The organism is Roseibium sp. M-1 (genome assembly GCF_054515675.1).
In genome coordinates, this window is the sequence record NZ_CM137257.1 from 5,470,000 (window position 1) to 5,496,648 (window position 26,649).

General features: G+C 62.1%; 20 protein-coding genes. 8 read left to right on the forward strand and 12 right to left on the reverse strand.

Annotated elements, in window-relative coordinates; all coding sequences use genetic code 11:
• Positions 1 to 4: 4 nt before the first annotated feature.
• The 10 genes from icmH to tssA form a co-directional block, all read right to left on the reverse strand.
• Complete coding sequence (gene icmH / locus ACX3M4_RS24740; RefSeq protein ID WP_459355632.1) at positions 5 to 907, reverse strand: type IVB secretion system protein IcmH/DotU; 903 nt, start codon at positions 905 to 907, stop codon at positions 5 to 7.
• An 8-nt stretch (positions 908 to 915) separates the two neighbouring features.
• Entirely contained in the window at positions 916 to 2,292 is a 1,377-nt protein-coding gene (tssK, locus tag ACX3M4_RS24745; protein ID WP_459355633.1) for a type VI secretion system baseplate subunit TssK, read from the reverse strand.
• A gap of 76 nt (positions 2,293 to 2,368) precedes the next feature.
• Positions 2,369 to 2,860, reverse strand: a complete 492-nt coding sequence (tssJ, locus tag ACX3M4_RS24750) for a type VI secretion system lipoprotein TssJ (protein ID WP_459355634.1) — start codon at positions 2,858 to 2,860, stop codon at positions 2,369 to 2,371.
• Positions 2,857 to 4,851: a type VI secretion system-associated FHA domain protein TagH gene (tagH, locus tag ACX3M4_RS24755; protein ID WP_459355635.1), complete on the reverse strand. Its 1,995-nt coding sequence runs from the start codon at positions 4,849 to 4,851 to the stop codon at positions 2,857 to 2,859. Before tagH ends, tssJ begins: the two co-directional genes overlap by 4 nt.
• Before the next feature lie 89 nt (positions 4,852 to 4,940).
• Positions 4,941 to 6,041 carry a type VI secretion system baseplate subunit TssG gene (gene tssG / locus ACX3M4_RS24760; RefSeq protein ID WP_459355636.1) on the reverse strand — a complete coding sequence of 367 codons (1,101 nt, stop codon included), beginning with the start codon at positions 6,039 to 6,041 and terminating at the stop codon, positions 4,941 to 4,943.
• Positions 6,038 to 7,786: a type VI secretion system baseplate subunit TssF gene (gene tssF, locus ACX3M4_RS24765; RefSeq protein WP_459355637.1), complete on the reverse strand. Its 1,749-nt coding sequence runs from the start codon at positions 7,784 to 7,786 to the stop codon at positions 6,038 to 6,040. Before tssF ends, tssG begins: the two co-directional genes overlap by 4 nt.
• A 60-nt stretch (positions 7,787 to 7,846) precedes the next feature.
• A complete protein-coding gene (gene tssE / locus ACX3M4_RS24770; RefSeq protein ID WP_459355638.1) occupies positions 7,847 to 8,260 on the reverse strand; it encodes a type VI secretion system baseplate subunit TssE in 414 nt (137 codons plus the stop codon).
• Between the two features lie 97 nt (positions 8,261 to 8,357).
• Positions 8,358 to 9,842: a type VI secretion system contractile sheath large subunit gene (tssC, locus tag ACX3M4_RS24775; protein ID WP_459355639.1), complete on the reverse strand. Its 1,485-nt coding sequence runs from the start codon at positions 9,840 to 9,842 to the stop codon at positions 8,358 to 8,360.
• Between the two features lie 62 nt (positions 9,843 to 9,904).
• Complete coding sequence (tssB, locus tag ACX3M4_RS24780; protein WP_459355640.1) at positions 9,905 to 10,414, reverse strand: type VI secretion system contractile sheath small subunit; 510 nt, start codon at positions 10,412 to 10,414, stop codon at positions 9,905 to 9,907.
• Positions 10,415 to 10,575: 161 nt separating this feature from the next.
• Complete coding sequence (gene tssA / locus ACX3M4_RS24785) at positions 10,576 to 12,276, reverse strand: type VI secretion system protein TssA (protein ID WP_459355641.1); 1,701 nt, start codon at positions 12,274 to 12,276, stop codon at positions 10,576 to 10,578.
• A gap of 222 nt (positions 12,277 to 12,498) precedes the next feature.
• Here tssA and ACX3M4_RS24790 point away from each other — a divergent pair, with 222 nt between their 5' ends.
• Together ACX3M4_RS24790 and ACX3M4_RS24795 are read left to right on the forward strand one after the other, a co-directional pair.
• The gene (locus ACX3M4_RS24790; protein WP_459355642.1) at positions 12,499 to 12,855 is read left to right on the forward strand and encodes an STAS domain-containing protein; all 357 of its coding nucleotides are present in this window, start codon (positions 12,499 to 12,501) and stop codon (positions 12,853 to 12,855) included.
• A gap of 43 nt (positions 12,856 to 12,898) precedes the next feature.
• Positions 12,899 to 13,336: an ATP-binding protein gene (locus tag ACX3M4_RS24795; RefSeq protein WP_459355643.1), complete on the forward strand. Its 438-nt coding sequence runs from the start codon at positions 12,899 to 12,901 to the stop codon at positions 13,334 to 13,336.
• A gap of 27 nt (positions 13,337 to 13,363) precedes the next feature.
• Here ACX3M4_RS24795 and ACX3M4_RS24800 read toward each other — a convergent pair whose 3' ends face one another.
• Positions 13,364 to 14,290 (reverse strand): PP2C family protein-serine/threonine phosphatase, encoded by a 927-nt coding sequence (locus ACX3M4_RS24800; protein WP_459355644.1) that lies wholly within the window; start codon positions 14,288 to 14,290, stop codon positions 13,364 to 13,366.
• A gap of 261 nt (positions 14,291 to 14,551) precedes the next feature.
• On the opposite strand from ACX3M4_RS24800, the gene ACX3M4_RS24805 reads away from it, so the two are divergent.
• From ACX3M4_RS24805 to ACX3M4_RS24815, 3 genes are all read left to right on the forward strand, one after another.
• Positions 14,552 to 14,791, forward strand: coding sequence for a CDGSH iron-sulfur domain-containing protein (locus ACX3M4_RS24805; RefSeq protein WP_459355645.1), 240 nt, complete (start codon positions 14,552 to 14,554; stop codon positions 14,789 to 14,791).
• Between the two features lie 194 nt (positions 14,792 to 14,985).
• On the forward strand, positions 14,986 to 15,675 hold the full coding sequence (locus tag ACX3M4_RS24810) for a hypothetical protein (protein WP_459355646.1): 690 nt from the start codon (positions 14,986 to 14,988) through the stop codon (positions 15,673 to 15,675).
• A 34-nt stretch (positions 15,676 to 15,709) separates the two neighbouring features.
• A complete protein-coding gene (locus ACX3M4_RS24815; RefSeq protein ID WP_459355647.1) occupies positions 15,710 to 19,021 on the forward strand; it encodes a CHAT domain-containing protein in 3,312 nt (1,103 codons plus the stop codon).
• Positions 19,022 to 19,035: 14 nt separating this feature from the next.
• Here the strand turns inward: ACX3M4_RS24815 and ACX3M4_RS24820 are convergent, their stop codons facing one another.
• Positions 19,036 to 19,911, reverse strand: a complete 876-nt coding sequence (locus ACX3M4_RS24820) for a LysR family transcriptional regulator (RefSeq protein ID WP_459355648.1) — start codon at positions 19,909 to 19,911, stop codon at positions 19,036 to 19,038.
• Positions 19,912 to 20,030: 119 nt separating this feature from the next.
• Here ACX3M4_RS24820 and ACX3M4_RS24825 point away from each other — a divergent pair, with 119 nt between their 5' ends.
• The 3 genes from ACX3M4_RS24825 (at position 20,031) to ACX3M4_RS24835 (ending at position 26,590) form a co-directional block, all read left to right on the forward strand.
• The gene (locus ACX3M4_RS24825) at positions 20,031 to 22,475 is read left to right on the forward strand and encodes a GcvT family protein (protein ID WP_459355649.1); all 2,445 of its coding nucleotides are present in this window, start codon (positions 20,031 to 20,033) and stop codon (positions 22,473 to 22,475) included.
• Positions 22,366 to 24,969 carry a GcvT family protein gene (locus tag ACX3M4_RS24830; RefSeq protein WP_459355650.1) on the forward strand — a complete coding sequence of 868 codons (2,604 nt, stop codon included), beginning with the start codon at positions 22,366 to 22,368 and terminating at the stop codon, positions 24,967 to 24,969. The genes ACX3M4_RS24825 and ACX3M4_RS24830 overlap by 110 nt, the downstream gene beginning before the upstream one ends.
• A gap of 67 nt (positions 24,970 to 25,036) precedes the next feature.
• A complete protein-coding gene (locus ACX3M4_RS24835) occupies positions 25,037 to 26,590 on the forward strand; it encodes a trimethylamine methyltransferase family protein (RefSeq protein ID WP_459355651.1) in 1,554 nt (517 codons plus the stop codon).
• The last annotated feature ends 59 nt before the right edge of the window (positions 26,591 to 26,649 follow it).

Sequence of the window (26,649 nt, forward strand, 5' to 3'; positions counted from 1 at the left end):
ACCCCTACGGCCTGCTGATGGAATAGATGGCGCCGAGCGCCGGTTCCAGTTCACCGTCGAGCACGGATGCGATGCCCATCCGGACCAGGATCACGGACAGGAAACCGATGGCCATGAGGATCCAGAAGGGTGGACGCGAGCGCAGTTTACGGCCCCGCTGAGCGCCTTTGGCATTCTTCGACAGGGGCTCGTCCGGTGCCAGGGCGCTGTTGCGGCGGATCAGCCGCGAAAGCTCGTTGCGCAGATCCTCCAGCTGGTTGCGTCCGCCTTCCAGCACCCGGTACCGGCCCTCGAAGCCAAGCATCAGGCAGGTATGCATCAGGATCAGCAGCGGCAGCCGGGCCTTGGCCTCGCCGCGGATGCGTTCCAGGATGCTGAACACCTTTTCGCCGCCCCAGGTCTCGTTATGGAACTGGTTCAGTAGGGAGTTGGAACTCCACTCGCTGCGGCTGCCCCAGGGCGTCATCAGGACGGTCTCGTCGAGGGTCGAACACAGGATGTAGCGCGCGGCGATGATGTCGCCGGCCTGCACGCCATTGCGCTGCGCGGTCTGCTCGAACCTGTCGATCTCGTCGACGACCTCCTGGCGCAGCGTGCGCACGTCCGCCTGTTCGATGGAATTGCGGAGCTGGGAGATGATCAGGAGAAGCGGTGCGGCAGCGCGCACGATGACCCGCTCGGGATCGGGCTCGAGCTGCTTGACGATGGCGGACGCGGCCTGGAGATTGCCGCCTTCGGCCTTCGGGCCAGGCGCGGCAGTGCCGGGAACGGCAGACGGCGAGACGAAGGCGACGGTCGGTTCGTCATCCTCCAGACCAGCAGCAGAATGAGCCTCGGCCATGGAAGTCCGGGCTCTCGGGCTCAGTCGTTGCGCCACGGTCGGCTGGTCAAGGTCATCGTCCGTCATGATTCGGACTATTGTCCTTTGTGTACGGCCCACAATTCAAGACCGAGCCCCGGATAATCCCCGCTTAGGTGCAGGGCGAAGGCCGCGGAACTCTGCATTTGCGGCCAGAGATCGTTGTCGATGTCGAGCGCGAAATAGACCGCGTTCTGAACGTAGGGAATTTGCCGGGGAGCCACGGAAAGCGGCGAGATGCCGACGCCCGGAAGCTGCAGGTTCACCAGCTCGCGGATCTTCTCCACGGGACCGATCTTGATCTGGATCGGCATCTGGGTGCGCAGCACTTCCAGGCTCACATTGGCATGGGCGATCAGGATGAAGGAGCGGCCCTCGGAATAGACCATCTTGTTGCTGGTCTCGCCGAGCCAGACACCATAATCCCGCTTCGACAGCGGAATGTTGACCGCGTTCTGTTCGACGACGAAGCTGAGCAGGCCTTCCAGGATGGTCACCAGCCGCTGGAACGTCAGACGCAGGTCCAGATGGTCGTAGGCGGGCAGTTCCGGCGGGCGCCGGTTGTCCGCGCCAAAGGCGGCAAAGGAGCCGATCAGGCTGATGAATTCGCGATAGACATATTCCGGCGCGTGCCGTCCGGAGGCCGCGATATGCCCGAAGAGAACTTCGAAGTTGTTGGTGATGCTGAGCGCCATCAGATCGACAATGCCGGAGCGGGTGCTTTCGCCCTGGCCGGACGTGTTGCTGGCCAGCATCTCGCCGCGTTTGCGCAACAGGCTGCGGACCTGGTCCACCTGCGAAATCAGCCGCGGGCTGGCGGCAGCCATCAACAGGGGCGGAATGAAGGTCGTGGAGAGCTTGATCTCGCCCTGGGTGGTGACACTGTCGATTTCGGCGACCGGCAGATGCACGGTCTCGTCCAGGCTCTCGCCTTCGAGCACGATGCGCGCGGTCAGCGCACCGACTGCAATCGCCGCCTGCGGCTTGTCGGGCTCGTTGATGTTGCGCACTTCGCTGGTGCGTTTGGTGTAGCGGCGCAGGTCCTGGCCGGTCTGGCTGAGTTCGGTCAGTCCGGCCGATTTCAGCGGCAGGGCCAGATAGACCTTTTTGCCCTGGTCATCGACCGTGATCTGCCGGGCGCTCGCGATCGCCCCGTTCTTGAGGGTGGAGAACACGGTGCCGTCCGGAAAGATAACTTCCGCAATGCCGATCTGGATCTGGCCGGTCTGAAGCGGATCCGGATCGATTTCCACCTGCCGCAGGCCCCAGGCATAGGGAACCAGATCCTGTGCACGCTGTTCGAGCGTGGCTTCCACCCAGCGATCATGCTGTTGCAGATGCTGCGGCCGGAGAAACATTCCCTCTAGCCAGAGTGGTTTCAGGCTTTCATTCAAGGCCAAACTCCGCTGGTTCCCATGACTGTGATTCGGCATCCATTGCGGCCGCCAACTGCCAGACAATTGGTAGCATAAAATCAGCTCTGTCAGGCTGTATCGATTACAATTGGCGTTAGAAAACCCCGAGGCGCCGGTTTCGCAGTTTCTGTATTCGCACTGCAAGACTTGTCAGATAGATGACAAACTCGTTTTTCTTTTCTTTTTGCAGCTCGATCACATCGCGCCACTGGGCTGAATCGATGTCGCGGAAACTTGCGATCACGCCGATATGGGTTGCTTCGGAGGAGATGTCCCGGTTGTAGTCTTGCGATTTCCCCGGCGCCAGCTCGTATTCCTGCACGCCGATCAGATCGCCACCGAGCACTTTCTTGTCGTTGTCGGCGAGGTCGAAATATTCGGCGTTCTGGAAAGCGGTCACTTCCTTCAACTGGTAGACGCGCACAACCACCGGTGCTGGGTCGCCGTTTTCATTCGGGTTGATGAAGGTATCGGCCTGGAGCTGAACCTTGATAGGGGTCGGTGGCGGCACGCGCGAGCAGGCCATGAGGCCCGCTGCCAGCGACATGCCGGACGTCCAGAGAAAAGTCCGCCGGGATATTTTCATTTTTTTCTTGTCTCCCAAAATGACTTGGACTGCTGGCGCGCCTGCTCCTCCTCGACCTGCACAAAGGCCTCCGCAATGGTCTGCCGCACGACGGCATCGAAATCCGCCCGCAGCCGGTCGTGCTTTTCCTTGGCCGTATCCCATTTGCCGCGCCGGGTGCCGAGGCCTTTCAAGCGCAGGCCGCCGTCATCCTCTTCGCCTGCCAGCGTTTCCGGCGACAGGCTTTCGAACAGGATCCGCATGGCGCGCTGGGTGGCGGCAACGGTGCGCATGGTGTGGCTCTGCAGATCCTTGAAGGCTTCCCGGGCCGCATCGGGCGGGGCCAGGAAACCGCCCTTGCGGGCAAACAGCATTTCGTCGATGGCCAGTTCACCGATGTCGAAATGCTTAAACGGGTTGTTCTCTTCCGGCTGGATACGGGTTTCGTACATCCGGAATTCGTTCTTGAGCGATTTGCGCGCCTTCAAAAGCGCGATCAGGCCGTTGGCCAGTTCGCGCACCATCTCTCCGGTGGCGCGGGCGACTTCGGCCTGGTTTTCCTTCGGCACGTCCGCATTGGCAAAGCCGAGGCCGGCCAAAAGCGCCTGGAAAACTTCCTGCTCGCCGGATGAAAGCGGTGCAGCGGTCGTTGCCGCCGGCGGCGTTGCAGCGGATGCGGTTGACGGACCGGGCGCGGTGATCGCGGCCGGAGTGACCACGGGCAGGGGAGAGGACGGCATCGGCTTTGCCGGGGCGGCTGGAGCCTTAGGTGCCTTTGCCGCGGAAAAGTCGCTGCGGGACTTTGCCTTCTGGGCAAGCTCGGCCTCGCGCTGCTCGCGCCGCTTCTTCAGCGCTTCGAGCGGGTTCAAAGGGGCACTGGCGGAGGTTGCCTGCGGCCTGGCCTCCGTCGGGGGCGACGTCAGGAGGGGCGACGGCATCGCGGCGGGCGACGCGGTCTGCACGGGAGGCTGAATAGGCAACTGTGCTGCCGGTTGCCCGGCGGGCTGAGCCGGCGTGGCCGGGCTCCCTGGCAGCCCGAAACCGAAATCCACTCCTTCCGGGATCGTGCCGGCGGATGCAGGGGTCGATGCCGGCGCGGCGGAAGCCTGGACCGCCGGCTGGGCCGGCCGATGAGCTGCCTGCGCCGGCAGCATCGATGTCAGGTCCGGCAGGCCCTGCGGCGAAGGTGGAATTGCCCCAAGCGCTGCCATGGGCGCTGCCAAGGGTGCCGCAACAGGGACGGGCGCTGCCGTGAAGCCGGTCAGAAAATCTTCGGGAATGATATTTGCCGCTGATGCAGCCGTGCTTCCGGCCGGCGGCGGCGTGACAAAGCCCGGCTGCAACGCGGCCGGTGCGGGCTGCAACGGCATGGCGCCATGGGGCTGTCCGGGTGCCGGGTGCTGTGTTCCGCCGGGAGGGTAGGGCAGACCCGTTGCCTGGGGCGCGCCCTGCGCGGCGGCGCCGAACGCCTGTGCGGACGCGGCGGATGCGGCGACGGCTGCAGGTTGGAACCGGGTCGTTTCGTGCGGCGAAGCGGGCATCGGCTGCGCGCTGAACGCTACCGGTTCGGGAATGAGGGACTGCGCATTCCGCGCGGACGCAACCGGCGTCAGTGTTTCCGGCTGGCCGCCGAGATGATCCAGCGGATCGAGCGACGTGGTCTTCGGCATGCTGGCGCCGAGCGTATCGATCCGCAAGGGTGTCGGGACCGAGGTCCTGCTAGACGCAGCCGGCGGATGCGCGGAAAAGACATCGGAATGCGGTGTCTGGCTGTTTTGCAGGCTTTCGACCCGCAATTCGTAGGGACCGGCACGAAGGCGCATGCCGGTGGACAGGCTGACGGCCTTGCCCCGGCCGATCGGCGCGGACTGACTTTCCAGGAAGGTGCCGTTGGTGCTCTCGTCCACCAGCACGAAGGTGTCGTTCTGGTAAAGGACACGGGCATGAACGGAGGACAGGTGCCGGTCGGGGTCTGGCAACACCCAGTCGCAGCGTCTGGAGCGTCCGAACATGCCTCCCTGCGGCCCGAACTGGTGCCGGGATCCGATCGCGTCACAAACAAGAATCAGCGAAGCAGTCATACCTGAACTATTGTCTTGCCCTAGGCTGTTGACGACTGGGAGGATTCGCCGGCCTGTTCGCTCCCTCCTGCCGACGGGAGCATTACCTGATTTGCATCTGAAACGGTACCGTGCTGCCTCGCCGGAGCCAAGTGCACGTTGTTCTCTAATAACCCGTTTTCACCATCTGATAGCCACAGATTGTTTCCAAGACGCGACAGTCCCACCTGTCCGGGCTCGATTGTTGCCGGCTCGTAGCTGAATTCCAGGTCCCAGTCGATCGGATCGCGAACGATCATGGACATGAGATCGACAAGGACGGCGTGCTTGGGTCCATGGGGAAGAAAGTCCCGCAACACCTCGAAAGGAGCCGGTCCTATCCTGAGCCGGAATTTGCCGAGGTCGTCGTCGACCTGTTCGCCGAGCACGATATCGCCGCCAAGAAGCGTGTTCTGCAGCCCCAGTTCCATGCGCGCTTCGGGCGGGATGTCCACGATGCGCGAGACGAATTCCACGACCTCGAAAGGCAGGCCGAAGAAGCTCGACAGCATGGCCGCAATGGCATCGGGCGAATTGGCATAGTGGGACATCAAGCCGACATGCGGCAGGATGGCGGTGCGGGCGACGGTACCGAGTTCGGCCCGGTCGTCGACCGGGAAACCGCACAGGGCCAGCAGGCACTGCGACGTCGGGTCGAGGCCGTGCTCCTCGAAGCGCACGAAGTGGCGCGACTTCTGCCACATGCCGTAGAGCAGGGTGATCAGGCGGTGGTTGAAGAGATCCAGGAGATCTTCAAGGGAAGACGGGGTTTCGTCCCTCTCGATGATCCGCTCGGTGATATAGGGCGGCAGCGGCGAGGCCGGGCCGTAGAGGCCGAAGAAGTTCACCCGGATGTCGTAGTGACCGGTCTGCTCGTCATATTCGATGCCGGAGACGTCGCTCGGCCCGAAGCTGAGCGAGCGCGTGCCGCGGAAGCGCAGGACTTCCTTTTCCGGGTCGTGACCGGGTCCCATCTTGCGCAGCTCCGGATGCAGCAGGCTGATGAGATAAAGCGCCTGGAAAAACTGCGTGTCTTCCAGCCTGCCAACCAGGGCGGCGTCGGGAGATGTTCGCTCCGGCTGAGAGGGCTTTGGCTCGGTCATACCAGGTGCGCGTCTCCAGAGGACGGGTTCCAGCGGTGGATGACATTGGCGTCCGTGCCGATCACCGTCAGCTGGTGCAGGCTGTTGATGCTGGCATAGGATTTGAGGAAACGGTCGAGGACTGTGCCGAAGAGATAGAGCTCGGCTTCGCCGCCGAGCGTCGTTTCCGCCAGCGACAGGGTGATCTCGTAGGCGCGGGTCGGGCGGCCCTGGCGGAAGATGTCGACAGCGCGGCGCTCGAAGGACTGGAAGTTCTGCAACAGGAGTTCGCGCTGCAGAGAGGCCTGCTTGTCGATATAGGCGCGGAAATCGTATGCGCCGACGACGGTCTTGAGGGCTTCCACGTCGATCAGCGAGGCATAGTTGCGCGACAGGTTGGCGATCAGCGTCCAGAGGACCTGGCTGTCGAGCGGCGGCGGCACTTCGGTCAGGATCGGCGTGATGTTTCTGAATTGCAGCTTTGACGGGGTCGTGGACGTCGCCTGGTTGACGGTTCCGAGGCCGAAGCGTGAGGCGTGCTCGCCGTTGGAGCACAGAAGCCGCAGCGAGACCGTCTCCGTCGGCGGCAAGCCGTTTTCGTTCAGCCGGGTGACGAAGGAAATGTAGTGGTCGACCCCGTTGCCGAGCACCGATGGGCGGATGCCGGTGCGATAGTAGAGTTTGTCCTCGTCCTGAGTGGCGCTGTCGTGGGAGAAGGATTCAAAGGCCTGGTAATTGACCCGCTTGCTGCTGCCCTGGACCCAGCCGGTGACGTCGGTGACATGATGGACGCTGAATTTCGAGCGGTCGCCGGACGCGCGCACCGGATATTCGGTACGGTCGTGGGCAACATGCAGGGCTTGCCCTTCGGTCTCGAAGAGGTTGATTGCGGGCACCGTGTTGAGCGCGATCGCGTCGGTGGTGACCCGGTCCTGGTTGGCGAAGCGCTGGCGGAAATTGAACACCAGGTCGAACGTGTCTCCGGCCCGGCCCGCAAACGCCTCGAGACCCATCAGGCGCACATACATGAACTTGTCCGGGCAGGCGAAATACTCCTGCATGATCCGGAAGCCGTCGAAGGCCCCCTCCGGATAGGGGAGGGTTGCCTCGTCGCGGGCAAAGCCGACCGGTTCGACGCGGATTTGGGTCCGTTCCGCCTGGCCTTTTGCCGAGACGAAATCCACGGAGGCAAGCCGCTGGCGAAGCTGCAGGTACAGCTGCCGCGACAGGCTGACGTCGTTGCTTGCCCCGAGGAAAAGTTGCAAAGGCGCTTCGGCAAGGACGCTGAGGTTGGTGCCGGTGCGCTTGCGGAAGCTCAAGGTCAGCTTCGAGCTGTCGCGCCGGTTGTCGAGCTCCACCCCCGTCAGGTCGATCGGCAGGACGGTAAGGTCGCAGCGCGTCTGGAAGCGGACCGCGGTCCCGTCCAGCGGCTTGGTCTGGATGAAGGTGCCGCGCGGCACCGGGATCGAGAGGTCGGAGGATTCCGCAACTGGGCTGAAGGCGATGTGGGTGACCGGGGGCACCGGGCGCAGGTAATGCGGCCAGACGAGCTTCAGGAGATTGAGCGCGACTTCCGGCATTTCCGCATCGAGCCGCTGGCGCAGCCGGCCGACCAGAAAGGCAAAGCCTTCCATCAGCCGTTCGACATCCGGGTCGATGGGGTCTTCGGCGAGAAACTTCGACAGCCGCGGATTGGCCTTGGCAAAGACCCGGCCCATTTCCTTCAGGTAGTTCAGCTCGTCGCGATAGTAGGAATTGATCGCCATGGTTCAGACCAAAGAGCCTCCAGAAACGGTCAGATGAGTCATGATCAACATTCTTCGGTATTATGCGCTCACCCGGATTTGACCGCTGTTGTCCAGAATGGAGTCAAACCGGATTCGCTTCCGGCTGCCACCCAGATCAAGCTCTGCTTCAACATTGAAGATGAAATCGAGCGGCCGTTCGGGGTCTTCGACGGCGCGCACGAGCGGATTGCGCAGCCGCGGTTCGTAGTCGCGGATCTGGCGTTCGATGTTGCGGCAGATCTCCGTCGCGGTGTCCTGATGGGAACGGGAGATCGAATTGAAATCGGTCAGCCCGTAGTCCGGGCAGGTCTCGCAGCAGCCGGCTGTGCTGTTGAGCAGGATCCTCAGATCTTCCAGGACGCTTTCAAGGACCGCGGCCTCGAATTCGTCCGCATTCCGGTAATGGGTGCCGGACATGTCGTTTTCGAGCCGTTGAAACAAACTCACAGCCATCCGGAAGGCCCCCAGCCAAGGAATAGGGATGCCGGCCTCGGGTCGAAACCCGGGCCGGCACGCATTGGTCAGTTCGAAACCGGGTATCGGGTTCGAATCAGGATTTGTCCAGCTTGCCCTTCAGGGACAGCGTGAAGTCAGCGCCCATATACTTGAAGTGCGGCTGCACCGCCATGGACACGCTGTACCAGCCGGGTTCCCCCTCGACATCCGAAACGGTGATCTCGGCCTTGCGCAGCGGGCGGCGCGAGCGGACGTCGGCCGACGGATTGTCCTGGTCGGAGACGTACTGCCGGATCCACTTGTTGAGTTCGGCCTGCAGTTCGCCACGGTCCTTCCAGCTGCCGATGTTCTCGCGCTGGAGCACCTTGATGTAATGCGCCAGGCGGTTGATGATCATCATGTAGGGCAGCTGGGTGCCGAGCTTGTAGTTGAGCTCCGCATCCTTGCCTTCCGGCGAATTGCCGAAGAATTTCGGCTTCTGCACCGAGTTGGCGGAGAAGAAGGCGGCGTTGTCGCTGCCCTTGCGCATGGTCAGGGAGATGAAGCCCTGTTCGGCAAGCTCGTATTCCTTGCGGTCCGAGACCAGAACTTCGGTCGGGATCTTGGACTGGAGCTGGCCCATGGCCTCGAAGGTGTGCACCGGCAGGTCTTCCACCGCGCCGCCGGACTGCGGACCGATGATGTTCGGGCACCAGCGGTACTTGGCGAAGCTGTCGGTCAGCTTGGTGGCCAGGGCGAAGGAAGCATTGCCCCACAGGTAGTTGTCGCTGTTCTTGCCGGATTCCTCTTCATAGTTGAACGCCTTGACCGGAGAAGTTTCCGGGCCGTAGGGGGTGCGCAGCATGAAGCGGGGCATGGCGAGGGCGAAGTAGCGGCTGTCTTCCGATTCGCGGAAGGAGTTCCACTTGGCGTATTTCGGGCCCTCGAAGATGGATTCCATGTCCTTCAGGTTCGGGATTTCCTCGAACGTGTCGACACCGAACATGGACGGCGCGGCGGCCGCGATGAACGGGGCATGGGACATGGAGCCGACGCTGGCGCAGTACTGGGCCAGTTTGATGTCCGGTGCGTTGGGGCCGAAATCGTAGTTGGTGACGATCGCACCGACAGGCTGTCCACCGAACTGGCCGTATTCGGCCGTGTAGATGTGCTTGTAGAGGCCGGACTTCACGACTTCCGGGCTGTCCTCGAAGTCTTCCAGCAGCTCATCCTTCGAGACGCTCATCATCTCGACCTTGATGTTCTGGCGGAAGTCGGTGCGGTCGATGACGAATTTCAGGCTGCGCCAGGCCGATTCAAGCTTCTTGAAGTCGTCGTGGTGCAGGATCTGGTCGACCTGCTTGGACAGTTTCTGGTCGATCTCGGCGATCATCATGTCGACCGCCGCACCATTGACCTGGCCACCCGCCTGCGGTTTCAGGAGTTCCGAAATAAACGCGGCGACACCCTTGCGCGCAACGTCATAGCCATCGTCGGCGGGGGTGAGCTTGGTCTCCTGAAGGATCTGATCCAGAAGAGACGCGTCGAGTTCCTGGGTCTGGGCCGCGGCGCCGCCTTGTTGTGCGTCAGTATCAGTCATGTCTCTGTCTCGTCAGCTAGAAATCGCAATGGTCTGGAGAAAGCTACGCTGGAAAGCGGCGCTCACTCGGAACCGCCGGTGGCGTTGGTCAGTTCGGCCAGGAGTTTTTCGCGTGCAGCATCGTCGCCCAGAACGTTCTGGATGGCCTTGCGGAAGGCCGGAACGTTGCCGAGCGGGCCTTTAAGCGCCACCAAGGCTTCGCGCAGTTCCAGCAGCTTGTTGAGTTCCGGTGTCTGGCGGACAATCGATTCGGGCGTGAAGTCGCCGAGGCTTTGGAACTTCAGCGAGACGGACATGTTCTCCGGCTCTTCGCCTTCCGGCGTGTCGATCAGCTTGTTCTCGGTCGCCAGATCCAGGGCGAGTTCATGGCTCTTCATGACCTCGTTGAAATTGTCCTTGTTGATGTTGATGAGCGTGCGGTCTTCGATCGGCGTGTCGTCCGGGCGCAGCGTGTAGTCACCGAGCATCACCATTTTCAGCGGCAGTTCGATTTCCTCTTTGGCATCGCCCGTGGCCGGCTTGTATTTGATGTTCACCCGTTCCTTGGGTGCAACCGAAGATTCTTTAGACATTACGTCCCCCGTGTTCTGGCAGCCGCGGCGAGGAAATCCGGTTCCCGCGCCCAGGGCCTTGCAATGAATTTATTCCTGCTCAGAGTCCTACTTTGAGTATGTGTCAGTTCTATTTAGTTGGCTGAGAAAATTGATCTTTCGACTTAAGGAAACGTTAAAGACTACTTTCGTCCCGTCAGCTCTGCCGCCGCGCCAACATCCAGCAGCGATAGCGTTTCCATAACGTTCGCCCTGATCTGCAGGGCTTCTGCGTCCGGCAGGAACTGCTTTACATTCTTGTGTCCGAGGCTTTGCCAGGAAAGCCGTGCGAGATCGACTGCAAGCTCCGGTTCCCAGTGTGCCAGATCACGTTCCGCAGCGATAGTCCGCAGCGAATTCAAGAGCGCATAAAGGGGATGGATAAGTTCGAAACGAAGGCAGAATTCACCGATTTTGAGCTGGGTACGGAACCAGTCCCGGCCCGCCCCGCAGGTCGCCAGGTATTTTTTCAACGCCGTGAGCCCGTCGACGGTCTTGCCGGCCAGCGCCAGTTGTGTCGCTTCGGAAAAGGCGTGGTCGAGCGCCGATCCGGCAACACCGCCTCCACCGCCGCCACCGGCCTGGACATCCTGAGCAATCCAGGCCCGCGTCTCCGGGCTCGCAAAGGCAGTGCCGTCACTGAAACTGAGGCCGGTGATGTCCGGAAAGCGCTGCAAAAAGCTGGAGAGTTCGCCGACGACCAGCCGGTGAGCGTCTGCGTAACTTGAGCCTGCAGCCTGCATGGCGCCGGCCAGGTGGAATTGTGCGTCCAGCCAGAAAGGGGAAGCGACAAAGGCGGATTCGGCGGATTTGATCAGCCCCTCGTGGTTGCCGGCACCCTTCAGGGCGGCAAGTTCGGCGATCTTGGCCTTTTGCGGTGGCGGCAGCGCCGTCTTGCCGCCGTTGGCCGGTGGCAGGGATGCGACCCTGCCCCAGAGCGCGAATCGGGCAGCGTAGTAGGACCGGTAATCGGACGGGACGTCCTGGCGGATGGCGGTTGCAGCCTTCGTGGCCGCGTTGAAGACCGCCTGCATGGCCGAGGTCGGATTGGAGGTGTCGACGGCGATCTCAGCCGCGGGTGCCGCCGGGGCTGCTGCCAGTGCAGGAGCAGGTGCAGGAGCGGGGGCAGGCGCAGGTGCGGGCGAAGGAGCCAGCGCCGCGCTCGGGGCAGCCTCCGGTGCGGGCGCGTCTGAAGGCACCGGTGCGGTCGCCTCTGGCTCTGGTGCGGGTGCCGCGGCGGCTTCAGCCGCCTTCCTTGCTTCCTCCAGCGCCGCCTTGGCGTCCTTGGCATAGGGGCGCATTGCGCGCACCAGAGGACCGAGGGCCACTTGCGTCGAGGTCATTTTCTGCTCGAGCGCGCTGTCCAGCTCCAGAAGGGCTTCCTGGGCGATATAGATTTCGGCGTTGAAATTGCCTTCCGGATTTTTCGCCTCGACCATCGGCGCCAGCTTTTCCGCCAGCCAGTCAAAGGCGCCGGCCCGGCCACGTTCGCGCCGCACCGGCGGGATCATGGTCTCCCAATGCGCCTCGGTCATGTCCTTCAGGATGACGAGACCGGTCGCAAGACCCGGATAGCCTTCTTCGACAAAAAGGCCGAAGGCAAGCCGGGTTGCCAGGACGAGATCCTTGGACGTCGACTGCAGGACCTTGACGGTCTCCGCGTTGAGATCCTTCCATTTCACGGCGTTGGGGCCGCCCAGCTCCATCTTGCGGAATTCGGCTTCCAGCTCCTCGAACTCGGGCGTGTCCCGGAATTCGGCCTGCGCATCCGGGTTTTCCAGTGCGGCCAGACCGACCCCCGCACGGGGGTCTTCAAGCGTTGCGAGGGGGGCTTCGCCAGCCATGGAAATCTCCGGATTAAGGGCTCGATCAGCCCGCTTTGCAACCGGGGGCGGCCGAATGCCGGAAAGCGGTGCTGATTCGTAATCTCGTAGCGTTTAGCCTGTGACACCTTTATAAAATGTACAAGATTCCCGTCGAAATTGCCCGGGGACAGCCCTTGCGGCAAAAGGACAAGACGCGCGCCTGCATTCACGCCAGGGTTTTCGCGCATTTGGGAAAAGACGATGACCGCAGAAGCCGAAGAAATCACCATCGAACACGAAGCCGACGGTACGCTCACCGTGGTCCGCCCCGCCGGCAAACTGGACACACTCAGTGCGAAGGCTTTCGAGACCTATCTCAAGGACCTTGTGGCCATGAAATCCGGAACGCTGCTGATCGATATGGAAAAGGTCGACTACGTGACAAGTTTCGGCCTTCGTTCGCTGCTCATCATAGCCAAGTTGCTGGCGCCGTCCGGCGACAAGCTGGTGCTCTTCCAGGTGAACCCGTCGGTTGCCGACGTTCTGCGGATTTCCGGGTTCCTGAAAATCCTGCAGGTGGCTGAAAGCCTTGAGGAGGCCAAGGCGCTGGCCGGCTGACGATGCCGCGCATCTGCGATTATCAACGACCGGCAGGACAGGGATGGCGGATCTCGAAACGGTGACAGTACGCAACGACCTTGAGGATCTGCCGCTGGTCTATGCCGCGCTGGAGCGCTTCTGCGCGAAAGCGGGTCTTGGCGAATCCGTTCGGCGCACGCTGCTTCTGATCGTCGAGGAACTCTTCTGCAACACGGTCTCTTATGGTTATCCCGACGGCGCCAGGGACAGGATCGCCGTGACCGCAACGCTGACGCCGACCCCGTCCCCGTCTCATGTCAAGCTGGTGCTCTCGGACCAGGCGAAACCCTTCGACAACAGCCTGATGCCATCCGGCCCCGGCGGTGCGGAAACCGTCGAGGACATGGGCATCGGAGGACTCGGGCTTTTTCTGGTGCATCAGCTCTCCGACGAAGTCTCGACGCGGCGGATCGGCAACGTCAACCACACCACAGTATTGGTGCCGCTGGCACAGGGCTGACCTTCCCTGATAGCTCAGGATTGGCCGTCAGAAGGTGAATTCCATCATCGAAAAGTCGTCCGGCAGCGGTGCGTTGCCGGTGAAGCCTGCCAGCCAGTCGTAGATCGCCTTGGGCAAGGCGGTGTCCGCCGTCCTGGTCTTGTCCGCCAGCTGGCGCCAGGTCAGGGTTGCACCCTTTTCGTCCTCGATCTCGTAGGTGCCGTCGCTGATCACCAGCAGCCGGTCTCCGGGCCGGATCTCGAAGGTGCCGCCGTCGAAGGTCATGTCGGGCATGGCGCCAATCACCATGCCGTCCGGCGTGCCGAGCCCTATCGCTTCCTGCCCGTCGCCGGTTCCGCGCAGCAGGATCGACGCCGGATGGCCGCCGGAGGCATAGGCAAGCAGTCCGGTTGAGCGCCGGTAGACGCCGTACCAGATGGTGAAGAACATGTTGTTCTGCCGCTCCATCGGGAAGGCGTTGTTGAGCTTGGCGAGTACGTCCGAGGGGTCGCGGAAGTTCGCACCGGCCAGCGCGTTGGCGCGCAGGACGTTGATGATGGCTACGGAAAGCAGGGCCGCGCCGACACCGTGGCCGCAGACGTCGATCAGGTAGATCGCGAAGTGATCGTCGTCGAGATCGTGATAGCCGAAGCTGTCGCCGCCGAGTTCCGTGGAAGGCACCAGCAGCCAGTCCGCGGCCGGATTTGCGGGTCTTTTCACCGGCAGGATGGAATGGACGTAGTTGCCTGCGTCGCGCAACTCGTCTTCCAGACGCTCCTGGGTCTTCGTCAGAAGGATGTTGTATTCGGCGAGCTGATCCTCGACGGCTTCGCCATGCTCGATGGTGGCCTCGTAGAGCAGCTTCAGGTCCTCGTGCTCGGCATTGAGCTCGTCCAGCTGCCGTTGCAGGCGGACAATCTCGTCCTCCAGGGTTTGGGTGTTGGAAACGGCGCCGGGCGTGCTGGTCTTCGTCATTGTCCACTCGTAAGGCCGTCATGTGGGGCAGTCCTCACACAGTGGAACTGCAACGCATTGTGGCGAAGGTCGTCATTTGCTCTCCGGATGGATCGGTTCCGGTCTGGCTACCCTACTCAGTAGTTCATGATGCGGCGGTGACACAATCCTTCTGTGGTTATAGTGCCAATCGCGGCGATGGCACATTCGCACGATCCTCGACGCACCCGTCGGGTGCGCTATCTTTCGAAAAATTGCCTGACGCCAGTGTGGGAGACTGCCATGACCGAGCCCGTGATTGCCCAGACGTCACCTTTCCCGGTGGAGGTGGAAGCCGGCAAAAGCTATTTCTGGTGCCGCTGCGGGCGCAGCGGTAACCAGCCGTTCTGTGACGGCAGCCACAAGGACACGGGCTTTTCACCGGTCAAGTACACTGCCGAAAAGGACGGCAGGGTATTCTTCTGCGGCTGCAAGCACAGCGCCAACGCCCCGCTCTGTGACGGCAGCCACAAGACCCTTTGAAGTTGTCCGGCGGTCTGTCGCTGCAGCAACAGGCTGCCTTTGGTGACCGGGGCGCCGGCGGGTGCTTTCGGGACGGAACTCTCCTGCAGGATCTTGATCAGGTGCCGCCAGGGAACAGGGCGTTTTGATTTTCCCGCAAGCTGAACTAGTGTGGGTTGAGCGCTTGTGACCTTTCAATACATGATGGAAACACCATGCTGCTGCCAGAACCGCAAAAACTGGAAACGCATCGCTACCAGCTGGTCGAGGGCGACCGGGCCGTCCGGGGGCAGTCGGTACAGGAGCGATCGCTAAGCGGCTGGATCGAGCTGAGCGAAGCTGCCGTGATCCCGCTGAGCGCGGAGCTGATGAAAGACGATGCCGAGCTTACCAGCTTTCATCGCAGCGAGGCCGAGACGCACAGTTATCACTATGTCAGTTTCAACTGCAGTTTCGGTCCGGGGGAAAAGCAGAAATTTGAAAAGGCCTGGCTTGAGGCGACGCTCGCCAGCTCGGATGGCGGTGACATTTCACCGATTGCCTGGTCAATGAACCCGAAGGACGCCTGGGACAGTGTGGAACAGAGCGCCAAGGCCAGCATCGGTGCAAAGTTCGAGCTGATTTCCTCCGGGCTGGAAGCGTCGCAAAAGGCCGACGTCAAATCCTATTTCCTGCGCGCCTATCGCGAAAAACAAAGCAATCCCTACTGGGAATTCAGATCGACCGATACGGCCGATATCGATGGAACCTATCGATTTCATATGATTACACGCAGTCAGAAAGGCGCGCGGGGCAGCGGATCTCTGAAACTGAGTGCCGTGGTTCAGAAGCGAAGGTATTTCCTTCTGACCGCGAGTGAAGCCGCCGAAGCGCCGCCGGAGATTACCTTCAAATTGAGTGGATAGGACTGCGTGCTCGGCACTCTCAAGGGAGGAGCGCATGTCACTTTTGGTTTTTTTTGAAGACTTTTGCAGGATTGACGACAAGGATCAGGCCTACGCTTTTCTGGCCTCCCACCCCATCCTGACGGATGCGGTCGCCGAACAAGAGCTTGCGGCCGCAGTCCAGGCCCTGCCGCCCCAGGCACGGCAGATAGCGGAACACAGGCTTCGTGTGGCGCAGTCCCTGGGCAGGCGCATTCTTGAGTCCCGGCAAGGTTTCCCGCTCGGAGAGGGTCCCGTCGAACGCCTTCAGTCTCGCTGGAATTCGGGTGAAATCACCGAAACGCTGGCGCTCAAGAAAGCCGCGAGTGCCGATGCCGGCAATGCTCTGGCTCCGCTCTATGTCGATACCTTGTGTGCCTATGCGGAACACGATGCCCTTGGCGGGGATTGGCGGAGCGCCGTCCAGCGTATGCGGCTTCTTCTTGCGGCTCTCGATGCCCGTACAGATGAGCTGGCCAGTTCGAAGATGCGGGATGCGGCTGTCAGCGCCTGGCTTGAAGTGGCTGCCAGAGCGACGGCGGACATACCCGACGGCCGGATCTTCTTCGACGCAAAACGCCGCGGTGAGGCAATCATCGAGGAGGCGCTGAAGTCGGACGACAGGGCACGCGCCGCAAGATTTCAACATCAGCTTGGCGTTTTGCATCTCGATCCGTATATCGGCGGGCGTTCCAGCTCTCAGTACCATATGCAGATCCAGTCCTGGTTCGGCCGGCTGGATGCGGAATACGGCGTTGAAACGGCCTCCTGGGACCCACCGGAGGAGCGAACACTGCCAGACGTTCTGGACGGGCTGGAAAGTGCGATCGGTTACTTCAAGGTCGCAGAAAAGGCGGTCACCGGAGGCCGGCAGGCCAGGACGCTGAAAGCGCTCGCGGAAGCCTTGTTGTGGCGTGAAATCGCCGGCGGTCCGAAGGCAGGAAAAGAGATTGCGGCGACGGCCCGCAAGGCATTGGACCTTGCCCCGGAAGAAGGCAGCGAAGCGCTTGTCGTGGCCCTGAAAAACATTCTCGCCTATGTCGCCGAGGACAACACGGAAGACACGGAAGATGTCTCACCGGATGTCGAGGCATTGCTGGGGCCCGATGGGATCGCGGAGGATGAAACCAAGAGGCCTGCCGGGCGCGTGGATGAACTCAGGCAGGCGGCAAATTACCTTTATGGTTGCTTGAGATATGATGATGCCCTGAAGCTGCTGGATCGGGCCGCAGGACTGGCGCGCAAACACAAACTGGAAGCGGACCGGGGGACAATCGCACTCTCGAAAGCCACCATGTTGAGCGGCGTCGTAAAGACAAATATGCCGGGAATTGCCGAGACCCTGGCACAACAGGGCGTCGAAGCCGCGATTCAGGCGATCGAAAGCCAGGCTGCGCGGGAAGACGTTTCCGCCCTGCTGATTGGCCTGGCAGCGATGACCAGCGAGTTTGACCTTGAGAAACACGGCCTCCAAATCATTCAAAAGGCCATCGAATGGGACCCGGAGCTCGATAGCCGGTCTCACGACTTCCTGCTGATTCTGGTCGGAAATCTTTCTTTCAACGAGGCGGTCAATTGCCTGAATGACGGCCGGCCGGCCGATGCCATCGTCAACTATATGCAGGCCCTCAGATATTTCCTGAGCGCGGAAGCGTCAGAGCTGGCCGTCTCCTCCTTGACACAGGCCGTGGATCTTCTCGATGCCGACAATATCGAAACCGGTATGCGGCTTGCCGTTCCTCTTGCCGAAACGGCCGTCGGACTGGAATCGATCGGCGGGGCGGGTGCAAGACAGGTCGTTGCCAGGGCCTGGGCGGAGGTAACGGGCAGCGTGTTCGGGACGGGGGAACGGCGGCTCAATGCCGAGTTGCTTGCCCTGATCCTGCAGGGCGCCAAGGGAGGCGCTTTTGCCAGCGCCTGGGAGGATTGGAAACCTCTTGTGCTCGACGCAGAGGCACGGGAGCTTTTGGGACGGATCAATCAGGCGCGGGAACAGGCGGCACCTCATGGCCTGCCGGAGGAGGACGAAGGCCTGGATGAAAACATGCTCCTGTCCTCTTTCCTGGGCGAGGGAGCGGGACGTGGCGGAAACACGCCCGAAGAGGTCCTGGAAAATCTGCAAGTGAAATTCGATGCCAGGATCGAACGCGATCTGACGCCGCAGACACGCTCTCTGGAGACCATCATGCAGTTTTCAGAACTGCAGAACAGTCTGGATGAGCGCGCGGTCCTCATTGGTCAGCTCAAGGCGAAGACCGATGGTGGCGAACATGCATTGTTCACGATCTGCCTTTCGAACGAGACCGCTTTCGCCGCGCTCGGCAAAGGCGAGTTGCCGCCCGCGGCGATTGAAGTTTCGGACGACCGATACAGCGCGAGCATGGACTGGTTCGGCTTAAGCGTGAGCGCCTGGCGTTCGGAGCTTTTGTCCGAACCGGGGCCGGCCGACCTGACGCCCGAGGCAGAAGCGGTGCTGGATATCGCCAGCAAGCAACTGCTTGGGGGAGGATTGGCGGAACACCTGGCGGCGTTGCGGGAAAAGGGCAAAGACCATATCGTCGTTGCGCCGACCGGAGCCTTTCATTTCTTTCCGTTTCATCTGCTGCAACTGAACGGCCGGCCGCTCGCGGAAGACTGGACGGTCACAGCACTCCCAAACCTGTGCATATTGCGGCGGCATCTGGGTGCGCGCGCAGCAGGCGGCAGCAAGGTGGCCGGCAGACAGCCATTTGCGGCGCTCGCAGTAGGCTTCGAGGGCGGAGAGCCGCACGGTCTTTCGCCTTTGCCGAATGCTGTAACTGAAGTCAGACAGGTTGCCGGGATTTTCGGTACGGACGCGCTCGTCGATGCGCAGGCAACCGAGACAAGTTTCCTCGGATCGCTGAAGTCGACACGCATTCTGCATCTTGCCAGCCACGGCCGGCACCGTGTCGCCGCACCGGCCTTCCAGGCAGTCTATCTCTCGCCCGATCAGGAAAATGACGGCCTGGTCGAGGCCTGGGAATTGCTGCAGCATGACCTGGAAGGGCTGGCACTTGTCGGTCTCAGCGCCTGTGAGAGCGCGCTGGGACGGGTGGACATAGGTGACAACATTCGAGGCCTGCCCGCCGCGCTGTTGCTGGCCGGTGCCGAAAGCATTGTCGGGACCTTGTGGGAAGTTGAATCGGGCGCGGCTCAGACCTTCTTCGAGGCGTTTTACCGATTGCTGGCTCAAGGCGAAGAGCGCAGGGATGCCTTCGGTTCGGCAATGCGTGAAACCCGCAGGGCCTGTCCGGCCTATCGGGACTGGGGCGCGTTCTACCTGCTCGGCGAATGGGGCAAGTGCTGACTGAGCCGGAACTATCACTGACCCGCGCGCCGGCGCGGCGGTTCGGGGAAGAAGTTCTCCCGCAGGATCTTGATCAGGCGACGGAAGGCGTTGCGGTGCCTGTTGCGTATGTTGACGCCCGCAAAAACGGTTTGCGGGATCGGCGGGGCCTCGGTGACGAACCGGCATTTGCCTTCCTGCACCAGATCGTCGGCAACCTGTTTCAGCACATAGGCGGTTCCACCCAGCGACAGCAGCATGCCGACCATGGCCGCGTTCTGCCCGATGGACAGCGGCGCTTCGGCAAGGCCCGGGTGAAGGGCGGAGTGGCTGTGGGCGAAGGCGGCGGAATAGTTCGCCAGGATGTACCGTTCGGCGATCACCTCGGCGAGGCTTTCCGTTTCCGTCGACACCATGTGATAGACAATCTCGCCGACAGCCTCGAAATGCAGGTCCGGGTGCTGGCGCGGCGAGAACAGGATTGCAAGGTCCTCGGCACCGGACACCAGATCGGTGCACATCTGGTTGGAATAATCCGCCTCGAAGAAGAAGGCCGTGTCCGGCAGGGCTGCCCGGAAGTCGCCGATGAGGCCGTTTAAACGGCGGTCGACGAGGTCGTGCTGGATGCCGATCCGCATCGAGATCACCCGCGTTCCCGCAAACCGTGTCGCATGCCGTGCCTCGGCCCAGCCATGCCTCAGCGCTCTAGCATGGGGCTCGAACCGCAGCCCTTCCGTCGTCAGGTCTGTGCCTGAGCGGGACCGGTTGAAGAGCTTTGCCTCCAGCGCCTTTTCCAGGGCGGAGATGCGGCCGGAGACCGTGGATTGCGTCAGGCCCAGCCGGTCGGCAGTGCGGTTGAAGTTCCGGGTTTCGCAAAGGTCGAGGAAAGTCTCGATGTATTCGATCAACATGGGAAGGCGGCCACGCTCGCTAATCGGAATATCCGATCAATAATGGAGCTTCCGGCAACTTGAAAACAAAAAAAGCCGGATGGACAATCTTCCCGTTCGAACGCAGGGAGGCACCGGACATGAGCAGCATGCCAACGACAGCGCGCGTGGTGATCATTGGCGGTGGCGTGGTCGGAACGTCCTCGCTCTACCATCTGGCCAAGGCAGGCTGGACCGACTGTGTGCTTCTGGAAAAGAACGAGCTGACAGCAGGGTCGACCTGGCATGCGGCCGGCAACGTGCCGACCTTTTCCACCTCCTGGTCGATCATGAACATGCAGCGCTATTCGACCGAGCTCTATTCGCGCCTCGGCGCCGAGGTCGACTATCCGATGAATTATCACGTCACCGGGTCGATCCGTCTGGCACATTCCAGGGAACGGATGCAGGAATTCCAGCGTGCCAGGGGCATGGGGCTCTATCAGGGCATGAAGCTGGAGATCCTCGGCGTCGATGAGATCAAGGACAAATACCCCTTCCTCGAAACGCACGATCTGGCCGGTGCGCTCTATGATCCGGCAGACGGCGACATCGATCCGGCGCAGGTGACGCAGGCACTGGCCAAGGGGGCCCGTGACATGGGTGCCACCATCCTGCGCTTTACCCCGGCGACGGGTGTGTCGCGGGAAAACGGCGAATGGATCGTCCACACCGAAAAGGGCGACATCCGCTGCGAGTATGTGGTCAATGCCGCCGGCTATTACGCCCAGCGGGTCGGCGAGTGGTTCAAGCCCTTCGGCGGGCGCACCGTGCCGATGGCAACGATGAGCCACCAGTATCTGCTGTTCGAGGAAGTACCGGAGGTGAAGGAATGGTCCGCGCGCGTCGGCTACAAGTTGCCGCTGCTGCGCGACGTCGACACGTCCTATTACCTGCGCCAGGAACAGAACGGCTTCAACCTCGGCCCCTATGAACGCAAATGCCGGGCGCACTGGGTGAGCCCGGAAGACCCGCTTCCCGATGATTTCAGCTTCCAGCTTTATCCGGATGATCTCGAGCGGCTTGAATTCTATATCGAGGACGCGCTCGCCCGCGTTCCGGCGTTGGGCACGACCGGCCTCAGCAAAGTCATCAACGGCCCGATCCCCTATGCGCCTGACGGCAATCCGCTGATCGGGCCGATGCCGGGTGTGCCGAACGCCTTCGAGGCCTGCGTCTTCACCTTCGGCATCGCCCAGGGCGGTGGTGCGGGCAAGGTTCTGGCGGAATGGATCACCGAAGGGGCGACGGAGTGGGACATGTGGTCCTGCGATCCGCGCCGTTACACCGACTATACGGACCACGCCTATTGCGTCGAAAAGGCCAAGGAAGTCTATGGCCACGAATATGCGATGCATTTCCCCTGGCACCGCTGGCCGGCAGCCCCCGACCGCAAGCTTTCGCCCGTCCATGACAAGGTCAAGGCACAGGGCGGCGTAATGGGCGCCTATAACGGCTGGGAACGCGCCAACTGGTTTTCCAAGCCCGGTGACGATCTTTCAGAAGAGACGACCCGCACCTGGAACCGGTCCGGTCCCTGGGAGCAGCGCATCCGCGAGGAATGCGAAGCCGTGCGCGACGGCGTCGGCGTTCTCGATCTGCCTGGATTTTCGCGCTTTCACCTGACGGGGCCTGGCGCACGCGACTGGCTTCTGGGCCAGGTTGCAGGCGGGCTGCCAAAACCCGGACGGCTGTCGCTCGCCTATTTCCCGGATCATCGCGGGCGGATACTCACCGAGATGTCGGTCGCCTGCAATGGCGACGACGACTTCACGCTGATTACGGCTGCCGTCGCGCAATGGCATGACTATGAGTGGCTGGCAAAGAACCTGCCCGAGGGATTGACGCTCAAGGACAGGACGCGCGAAATCTCGACACTGATCGTCACCGGCCCCAAATCCCGGGAGCTTTTCGCGAAGATCTCCGACGCGGATCTCAGCCTTCCCTGGCTCAGCCACGAGATGTGGACGGTCGCCGGTCAAAAGGCCGTTCTCGCCCGCGTCTCCTTTGCCGGCGAACTCGGCTGGGAAGTGCATGCGCCAGTGACAAGCATTCCGGTCATCTACGAGGCCATTCTGTCGGATGGCGCGAAGCCCTTCGGGATGTGGGCACTGAATGCGCTGCGGCTCGAAAAGGGCTACCGCACCTGGAAGGGCGACCTTTCGACCGACTACAGCCTGCTTGAGGGCGGGCTTGATCGCTTCGTCAAGTTCGACAAGAAGCAGGAGTTTCCCGGCAAAGCGGCCTTGCTGCAGGAAAAGCAGCGCGGCGTGAAGAAGCGCTTCGTGACGCTGCTGGTCGATGCGGGCGACGCGGACGCGCCCTACATGGCGACCCTCTGGCATGACGGCAAGGTCGCCGGCGAAGTGACCTCGGGCGGCTGGGGCTACCGGATCGGCAAGTCGATCGCGCTCGGCATGCTGCGCGCCGACCTGCATGAGCCCGACACCGAAATCGAGGTCGAGATCTACGGCGAGCGCCACCGGGCGGTCGTGCAGGCGGACCAGCCGCTCTGGGACCCGCAGAACGAACGCATCAGGGCGTGATGGCGATGCGTTTTTTGTCCGACCTTACCCTTCTCCGGAGCCGGCGCTGATGTCAGAACTTCCCTCAAAGGCACGCGTTGTCATTATCGGCGGTGGCGTTGTCGGCTGCTCGGTTGCCTATCACCTGACAAAGCTCGGCTGGAAAGATGTCGTACTACTGGAACGCCGTCAGCTCACCTGCGGCACCACATGGCATGCGGCCGGCCTGATCGGCCAGCTCAGGGCGAGCGCCAACATGACAAAGCTCGCCAAGTATTCCGCCGATCTTTACCGGGGGCTGGAAGCCGAAACCGGCCTTGCCACCGGCTTCCGGGAAGTCGGCTCGGTTTCCGTTGCACTCACCGAAGCGCGCAAGGAGGAACTTTTCCGCAACGCCTCCATGGCGCGCGCCTTCGGCGTGCCGGTGGAGGAATTGAGCGTTCGGGAAGTGAAGGAACGCTATCCGCATCTCAATATCGACGGGGTCAAGGCCGGGGTCTGGCTGCCGACGGACGGGCAAGGTGATCCGGCCAATATCGCCCTGGCGCTTGCCAAGGGCGCGCGTCAGCGCGGAGCCCTCGTTGTCGAGGGTGCCAAGGTCACCGGTATCCGGGTGGATGGCCGCAGGGCGCGGTCAGTTTCCTGGCAAATGGGCGTGGCGAGCGGTGTGATCGAAGCCGATCACGTGGTCAATTGCGGTGGCATGTGGGCGCGTGAAATCGGCCGGATGGCCGGGGTCAACGTGCCGCTGCATGCCTGCGAGCACTTCTACATCGTCACCGAACCGATCCCGGGCCTCACCCAGATGCCGGTTCTGCGGGTGCCGGATGAGTGCGCCTATTACAAGGAAGACGCGGGCAAATATCTGCTCGGTGCGTTCGAGCCCAATGCCAAGCCCTGGGGCATGAACGGGATCCCCGAGGATTTCTGCTTCGACCAGTTGCCCGAGGACATCGACCATTTCGAGCCGATCCTGGAGCGTGCGGTCAATCGCCTGCCGATGCTGGCCGAGGCCGGAATTCATACCTTCTTCAACGGCCCGGAAAGCTTCACGCCGGACGATGCCTACAATCTCGGTCTCTCATTGGAAGTCGACAATTACTGGGTTGCGGCCGGGTTCAACTCCATCGGCATCCAGTCTGCAGGCGGTGCCGGCATGGCCTTGGCAGCCTGGATGGACACCGGCGAAAAGCCCTTCGATCTCGGCGACGTGGATGTTGCCCGCAACCAGCCCTTCCAGGGCAACCGGCACTATCTCTTCGAACGCTCCAAGGAAACGCTCGGCCTTCTTTACGCCGACCACTATCCCTACCGCCAGAAGGCGACGGCACGGGGCGTGCGCCGCACGCCATTCCATGTCCAGCTTCAGGCACGCGGTGCCGTCTTCGGCGAAATCGGCGGCTGGGAACGGGCGAACTGGTTCGCCTTTGACGGTCAGGAGCGCGACTATCGTTACAGCTGGGGACCGCAGAACTGGTTCGGCAACCAGGCGGCGGAGCACCGGGCAGTGCGCACGAATGTCGGCATGTACGACATGTCCTCCTTCGGCAAGATCCGCGTCGAGGGCCGGGATGCGGAAGCCTATCTCAATCATATCAGCGGCGCGGACATGTCCGTTCCCGCCGGCAAGATCGTCTACACCCAGTTCCTGAATGCGCGTGGCGGCATCGAAGCCGACGTGACGGTGACGCGGCTTTCGGAAACCGCCTATCTGGTGGTGACGCCCGCCATCACCCGGCCGAAGGACCAGGCCTGGATGCGCCGCCATCTGGGCGACTTCCAGGTGGTTCTGACCGATGTCACCGCTGCGGAAGGCGTTCTGGCGGTCATGGGCCCCAATGCCCGCAAACTCTTACAGGCGGTCAGCCCGAACGACTTTTCCAACGAGGTCAATCCCTTCGGTACGGCCCAGGAGATCGAGATCGGCATGGGTCTCGCCCGCGTGCACCGGGTTTCTTTCGTCGGCGAGCTCGGCTGGGAGATCTATGTCTCGTCAGACATGGCAGCCCATGTGTTCGAAACGCTGGTGGACGCCGGATCGGACTTCGACTTGAAGCTCTGCGGCATGCACATGATGGACAGCTGCCGCATCGAGAAGGCCTACCGCCACTTCGGCCACGACATCACCTGCGAGGATCATGTCCTGGAAGCCGGCCTCGGCTTCGCGGTCAAAACGGCAAAGCCCGATTTCATCGGCCGGGACGCGGTCCTGCGCAAGAAAGACGCCGGCCTGGAGCGGCGCATGGTGCAGTTCCGGCTGCTTGAGCCGGAGGTGATGGTCTACCACAACGAGCCGATCATTCGGGACGGCAGGATCGTGAGCTATCTCAGCTCCGGTGCCTACGGTCACCATCTGGGCGGCGCGATCGGCATGGGCTACGTGCCCGCGAAGGGGGAGGACGGAGCCGCGCTTCTCACCTCGCAATACGAGATCGAGGTCGCCGGACGCCGGGTCAAGGCCGAAGCGTCGCTGACACCGATGTATGACCCGAAATCGGAGCGGGTCCGTCTTTAAAAAATTTCCTCGTTCCTTCGACGAGAGACAACAATCGAAGGCAGCTCATGGTCTTGGGAGAGACGCCATGTCGGAAGAACTGATCAATCTGGAGACACCCCGTGCCCGCCGGGCCGGTGGCCGGGAGGCCCGCCGCGCTGCTCGCGCAGCACCGCTTGCAGAGGACATCCGGCCGGTCCGCCCCGGCATGCCGGGCGGCCAGTACAGGCCGCTGACGGACGCCGGCGTCGCGCGCATCCATCAGGCGGCGCTGGAAGCACTGGAAACCATCGGCCTGTCGCAGGCGCCGCAGTCCGGTGTCGAGATCATGACCGCGGCAGGCGCGATCCAGGGTGACGACGGACGCCTGCGCTTTCCCCGGGCTCTTGTGGAAGACATGCTGGCGGTTGCCGGACGCAACATCACGCTGCATGCCCGCGACCCGAAACACGATCTGCATCTTTCCGGCTCCAACGTGCATTACGGCACGGCGGGGGCGGCGGTCCATATCGTCGATCCGGTGACGCTCAAATACCGGGATTCTACCGCCCAGGATCTCTATGACGCCGCAAGGCTCGTCGACAATCTGGACAACATCCATTTCTACCAGCGCACCATGGTCTGCCGCGATGTGCTGGACAACAGGGAGATGGATCTCAACACGCTCTATGGAAGCCTCGCCGGCACGCGCAAACATGTCGGCACCTCCTTCAGCGATCCCTCGCATGTCGCCGACTGTTTCGAGCTGATTCACATGGTCGCCGGAGGCGAGGAAAAATGGCTGGAGCGGCCCTTCGTCAGCAACTCCAACTGCTTCGTCGTGCCGCCGATGAAATTCGCGACGGAAAGCTGCATGGTGATGGAGGACTGCATCCGGCGCGGCATGCCGATGCTGCTGCTCTCCGCCGGGCAGGCGGGTGCCACCGCCCCAGCACCAATCGCACTTGCGATCACCCAGGCCGTTGCCGAGTGTCTTGCGGGCGTCGTCTATGTCAACGCGATCAAGAAGGGCGCTCCGGCCATTTTCGGCACCTGGCCCTTCGTCTCTGATCTCCGCACAGGCGCCATGTCGGGCGGGTCGGCGGAACAGGCATTGCTGACGGCAGGCTGCGCGCAGATGCACCGGTTCTATGATCTGCCGGGCGGCGCGGCTTCGGGCATCTCCGACAGCAAGCTGCCGGACATGCAGGCCGGGTGGGAGCAGGGCGTCACCAACGCACTTGCCGGTCTTGCCGGCCTCAACATGTGCTATGAGGCCGTCGGCATGCATGCGTCTCTGCTCGGATTTTGCCTGGAAAGCCTGATCCTGGGGGATGATCTGCTCGGCCAGGCCCTGCGCCTCGTCCGGGGCATCGATGTGACCGAGGACAGCACGTCGATCGAGGTCATGAAAGAGGTCTGCCTTGGCGGGCCAGGCCATTATCTCGGTGCTTCGCAGACTTTGAACCTGATGCAGACGGAATATGTCTACCCCAAGGTCGCAAACCGGATGAGCCCCAAGGAATGGGTCGAGGCCGGCAAGCCGATCCTCCTGGAAACGGCAATCGCCCGCAAGAACGAGATCCTCGCCAGCGCGGGCAACGTTGTCGATCCGGAAATCGACCGCGCTATTCGGAAGAGGTTCAATATTTTCTTCCAATGAGTAGTTGCCGCACTTCGACCCGCCTTCTCGTCGCGGGGAGGCGGGCAAGCGTCAAGCAT

Bases quoted from the DNA above. Each gene is read 5' to 3' on its own strand.
- tssJ (WP_459355634.1), bottom strand. From the start codon at position 2,860: ATGAAAATATCCCGGCGGACTTTTCTCTGGACGTCCGGCATGTCGCTG.
- ACX3M4_RS24835 (WP_459355651.1), top strand. From the start codon at position 25,037: ATGTCGGAAGAACTGATCAATCTGGAGACACCCCGTGCCCGCCGGGCC.
- ACX3M4_RS24790 (WP_459355642.1), top strand. From the start codon at position 12,499: ATGACCGCAGAAGCCGAAGAAATCACCATCGAACACGAAGCCGACGGT.
- ACX3M4_RS24805 (WP_459355645.1), top strand. From the start codon at position 14,552: ATGACCGAGCCCGTGATTGCCCAGACGTCACCTTTCCCGGTGGAGGTG.
- ACX3M4_RS24800 (WP_459355644.1), bottom strand. From the start codon at position 14,290: ATGACGAAGACCAGCACGCCCGGCGCCGTTTCCAACACCCAAACCCTG.
- ACX3M4_RS24795 (WP_459355643.1), top strand. From the start codon at position 12,899: ATGGCGGATCTCGAAACGGTGACAGTACGCAACGACCTTGAGGATCTG.
- tagH (WP_459355635.1), bottom strand. From the start codon at position 4,851: ATGTTCGGACGCTCCAGACGCTGCGACTGGGTGTTGCCAGACCCCGAC.
- icmH (WP_459355632.1), bottom strand. From the start codon at position 907: ATGACGGACGATGACCTTGACCAGCCGACCGTGGCGCAACGACTGAGC.
- tssB (WP_459355640.1), bottom strand. From the start codon at position 10,414: ATGTCTAAAGAATCTTCGGTTGCACCCAAGGAACGGGTGAACATCAAA.
- tssE (WP_459355638.1), bottom strand. From the start codon at position 8,260: ATGGCTGTGAGTTTGTTTCAACGGCTCGAAAACGACATGTCCGGCACC.
- tssK (WP_459355633.1), bottom strand. From the start codon at position 2,292: ATGCCGAATCACAGTCATGGGAACCAGCGGAGTTTGGCCTTGAATGAA.
- tssA (WP_459355641.1), bottom strand. From the start codon at position 12,276: ATGGCTGGCGAAGCCCCCCTCGCAACGCTTGAAGACCCCCGTGCGGGG.
- ACX3M4_RS24815 (WP_459355647.1), top strand. From the start codon at position 15,710: ATGTCACTTTTGGTTTTTTTTGAAGACTTTTGCAGGATTGACGACAAG.
- tssG (WP_459355636.1), bottom strand. From the start codon at position 6,041: ATGACCGAGCCAAAGCCCTCTCAGCCGGAGCGAACATCTCCCGACGCC.
- ACX3M4_RS24810 (WP_459355646.1), top strand. From the start codon at position 14,986: ATGCTGCTGCCAGAACCGCAAAAACTGGAAACGCATCGCTACCAGCTG.
- tssC (WP_459355639.1), bottom strand. From the start codon at position 9,842: ATGACTGATACTGACGCACAACAAGGCGGCGCCGCGGCCCAGACCCAG.
- ACX3M4_RS24830 (WP_459355650.1), top strand. From the start codon at position 22,366: ATGAGCCCGACACCGAAATCGAGGTCGAGATCTACGGCGAGCGCCACC.
- tssF (WP_459355637.1), bottom strand. From the start codon at position 7,786: ATGGCGATCAATTCCTACTATCGCGACGAGCTGAACTACCTGAAGGAA.
- ACX3M4_RS24825 (WP_459355649.1), top strand. From the start codon at position 20,031: ATGAGCAGCATGCCAACGACAGCGCGCGTGGTGATCATTGGCGGTGGC.
- ACX3M4_RS24820 (WP_459355648.1), bottom strand. From the start codon at position 19,911: ATGTTGATCGAATACATCGAGACTTTCCTCGACCTTTGCGAAACCCGG.